This window comes from Stieleria sp. (assembly GCF_041595215.1).
Lineage (GTDB): Bacteria > Planctomycetota > Planctomycetia > Pirellulales > Pirellulaceae > Stieleria > Stieleria magnilauensis.
Genome location: NZ_JBFHKV010001005.1, coordinates 1 through 3,153, shown reverse-complemented (window position 1 = coordinate 3,153; position 3,153 = coordinate 1). Strand labels below are relative to the sequence as shown.

Annotated in this window: 2 protein-coding genes; both read left to right on the top strand. The window is 57.6% G+C overall.

All coding sequences use genetic code 11. From position 1 onward, the window contains the following. The first annotated feature begins 211 nt into the window (after positions 1 to 211). Entirely contained in the window at positions 212 to 2,662 is a 2,451-nt protein-coding gene (locus tag ABX749_RS27340) for a heavy metal translocating P-type ATPase (RefSeq protein WP_372898817.1), read from the top strand. A 123-nt stretch (positions 2,663 to 2,785) separates the two neighbouring features. Beyond that, positions 2,786 to 3,064 carry a metal-sensitive transcriptional regulator gene (locus tag ABX749_RS27335; RefSeq protein WP_372898816.1) on the top strand — a complete coding sequence of 93 codons (279 nt, stop codon included), beginning with the start codon at positions 2,786 to 2,788 and terminating at the stop codon, positions 3,062 to 3,064. Positions 3,065 to 3,153: the final 89 nt, after the last annotated feature.

Here is a 3,153-nt window from a genome sequence, read left to right as displayed (position 1 = left end):
GCACGCTAGATGTCGCAGTCGCGCATCCGATTGACATGGGATTGCCTTGCGAGCTCGCCGCCTTCGGGTAGGCGATCGCCGGACCGGAGATCCGTCCTTCGCCGCTAAGATTTGTCATTTTGCCACCGCTATGGCTGCCTGGTCGGCACACAACTTGCATACCACCATGGGGTATATTGAATCGGTGACCTTTTGACAGCCTGGAGAAACGATGGACCACGCCAACAAAGCTGAGACGTCATTGCCGGTCGCCGGTCCGTCAATGCAAATTGATCCGGTTTGTGGCATGAAGGTGCCTGCAGACGCTGCCCGTTCGGCAGATTTCGAGGGCAAGCATTACGTTTTTTGCAGCGATGGATGCTTAAAAACGTTCCAAGCGGATCCGGCCGGAGTGTTGGCAAAGCGATCGCAGAAGGAGTCGTCAAGCGGTTCGTCCTGTTGCGGCGGAAACGCAGCGACTCAGATCGACGAAACCACGTCTGCGTCTTCGTGTTGCGGTGGTCACCGAGCGACCAAGACGAGCGGTTCGCCCGCAGACCCGACGGCGATCTATACCTGTCCCATGCACCCGGAAATCGAACAAGTCGGGCCTGGCGATTGTCCAATTTGTGGGATGGACTTGGAACCCAAGGTCGTCGCGTTGGCGGACGAGGGTGAAGACAAGCAGTACACCGACATGAAACGTCGGTTTTGGGTGGGCGTTGTGTTGTCGGTGCCGCTGCTTGTGATCGCAATGGGACCGATGGTGGGATTGCGGATTGCGGACTGGATGAGCCAGTCGGTGTTTGGCTGGCTGCAGTTGGTTCTCGCGACGCCCGTGGTGTTCTGGTGCGGATGGCCGTTGTTGGTCCGCGGAGCCAAGTCGTTCCGTTCGATGAATTTAAACATGTTCTCACTGATCGCCGTGGGGACATTGGCAGCCTACCTGTTCAGCTTGGTCGTCGTGCTGGTCCCAGGCGTGATCCCGGAGGCTTTCTTCGAGAACGGAGTTCCGCCACTGTATTTTGAAGCCGCGGCGGTGATCATCACGTTGGTGTTGCTCGGGCAAGTGCTGGAACTGCGGGCACGCCATCAAACCGGTGGTGCGATTCGCGAACTGATGAAGCTGGCGCCCGAGACGGCACACCGAATCACGGGTGATGGCGAAGAAGACATTCCGCTGGATTCAGTGCACATGGGCGATCGGCTGAGGGTTCGTCCTGGTGAAAAGGTTCCGGTCGATGGGAAAGTGCTCAGCGGTTCGAGTAGTGTCGATGAGTCGATGTTGACCGGCGAGCCGATGCCGGTGAAGAAGGTGGAAGGCGATGAGATCACCGGCGGGACGTTGAACCAGACCGGCGCGCTCGTGATGGAGGCGGTCGGGGTTGGCGGCGATACGGTTCTCAGCCGCATCGTGCAAATGGTTGCGGAAGCGCAGCGGAGTCGCGCCCCGATTCAGAAACTGGTCGACGTCGTCGCACGGTACTTTGTGCCAGCGGTCATCGTCTGTTCGATTGTCGCATTTATCGGATGGGCGGTCTTTGGCCCGGAGCCGCAGCTGGCTCATGCGTTTGTCGCGGCTGTGGCGGTGCTGATCATTGCTTGTCCCTGTGCCTTGGGACTGGCCACGCCGATGTCTGTGATGGTGGGTGTCGGCCGCGGTGCGAAGGAAGGCGTGTTGATCAAGAATGCAGAAGTCTTGGAAGTCATGGAGAAGGTGGACACGATCGTCGTCGACAAGACCGGCACGTTGACCCAGGGACGACCGGAAGTGACGGGCGTCGAGACGATTAACGACTGGAACGAGACTGACGTGTTGACGTTGGCTGCGGCGGTCGAAGCACAGAGCGAACATCCGTTGGCTCAAGCGATCGTTCGCCGAGCGAAGGCGGATGAATTACAGGTGGTCGAGGCAAGTGAATTCGACAGTATCACCGGAGGAGGAGTTCGGGCTCGAGTTGATGATCATGAAGTGTTGATCGGCAAGGCTGACTTGTTGGACGAACAAGGCATCGAGGGCGTGGATGCGGGGCGGCAGGCTGCGGGATCGCATCAGAGCGAGGGGGCGACGGTTGTGTTCGTGGCGATCGACAACACACTGGCGGCAATTCTTGCGATCACCGACCCGATCAAGAAGAGCACTCCAGCAGCGTTGAAGACGTTGCATGATCTGGGGTTGAAGGTCGTGATGTTGACCGGCGACGCCGAACCGACTGCGAACGCCGTCGCATCGAAGCTGGGCATCGACGAGTTTCACGCCGGTGTTTCGCCCCAGGAAAAGCACGACTTCGTTCGCAAATTGAAGCAGGAAGGCAAGACCGTTGCGATGTGTGGCGACGGGATCAACGACGCTCCGGCACTGGCCGAAGCAAACGTGGGCATCGCGATGGGAACCGGAACAGGCGTTGCGATTGAATCTGCGGGTGTCACGCTCGTCGGTGGTGATCTCCGCGGGGTTGCTGCGGCGGCAAATTTGAGCCGCAAAACGATGAGCAACATTCGTCAGAACCTGTTCTTCGCGTTCATTTACAACGCACTGGGAATCCCCGTCGCGGCAGGATTGCTCTATCCGTTCTTCGGCGTATTGCTCAGTCCCATGATTGCAGCGGCAGCGATGAGTTTTAGCAGCGTGTCGGTGATTGCAAACGCGTTGAGATTGCGTGCGGCCACGCTCACGTCGTGATGATGGGCATGGAGATGTCCTACCGAACGACTTTTATGAGTTGGTGATGAACAGCTGACTGCAGAAACGCTTAGAGGGTAAAATTGCGGCCTCTGCGAAACAAAACCTGGCCAAATTTCAACCATGTTCTTAGACGACGAGAAAAAGAAACTCAACAACCGACTTCGGCGTGTCATCGGACAAGTCGAAGCGGTTGGTCGTATGATCGAGGATGAGGAATACTGCGTCGATGTCCTGATGCAGTTGTCTGCCGCGATGGGAGCACTCAATAAAGTCGGCCAAATCGTCTTGGAAGAGCACATTCGGAGCTGCGTCAGCGATGCCATCCAGTGCGGCAGGGCCAAGGACCGTGACGAAAAAATCGAAGAGCTGATGATGGTTTTTCGGAAGTTCGGTGAGTAGGGCACGCGACTTAGACGGCTCGGTCGCTTCCATTCGTTCTTGCTACACTGTTGCGTCTGCGAAATCGTGCCAAGGGTTTGGCACGCTAT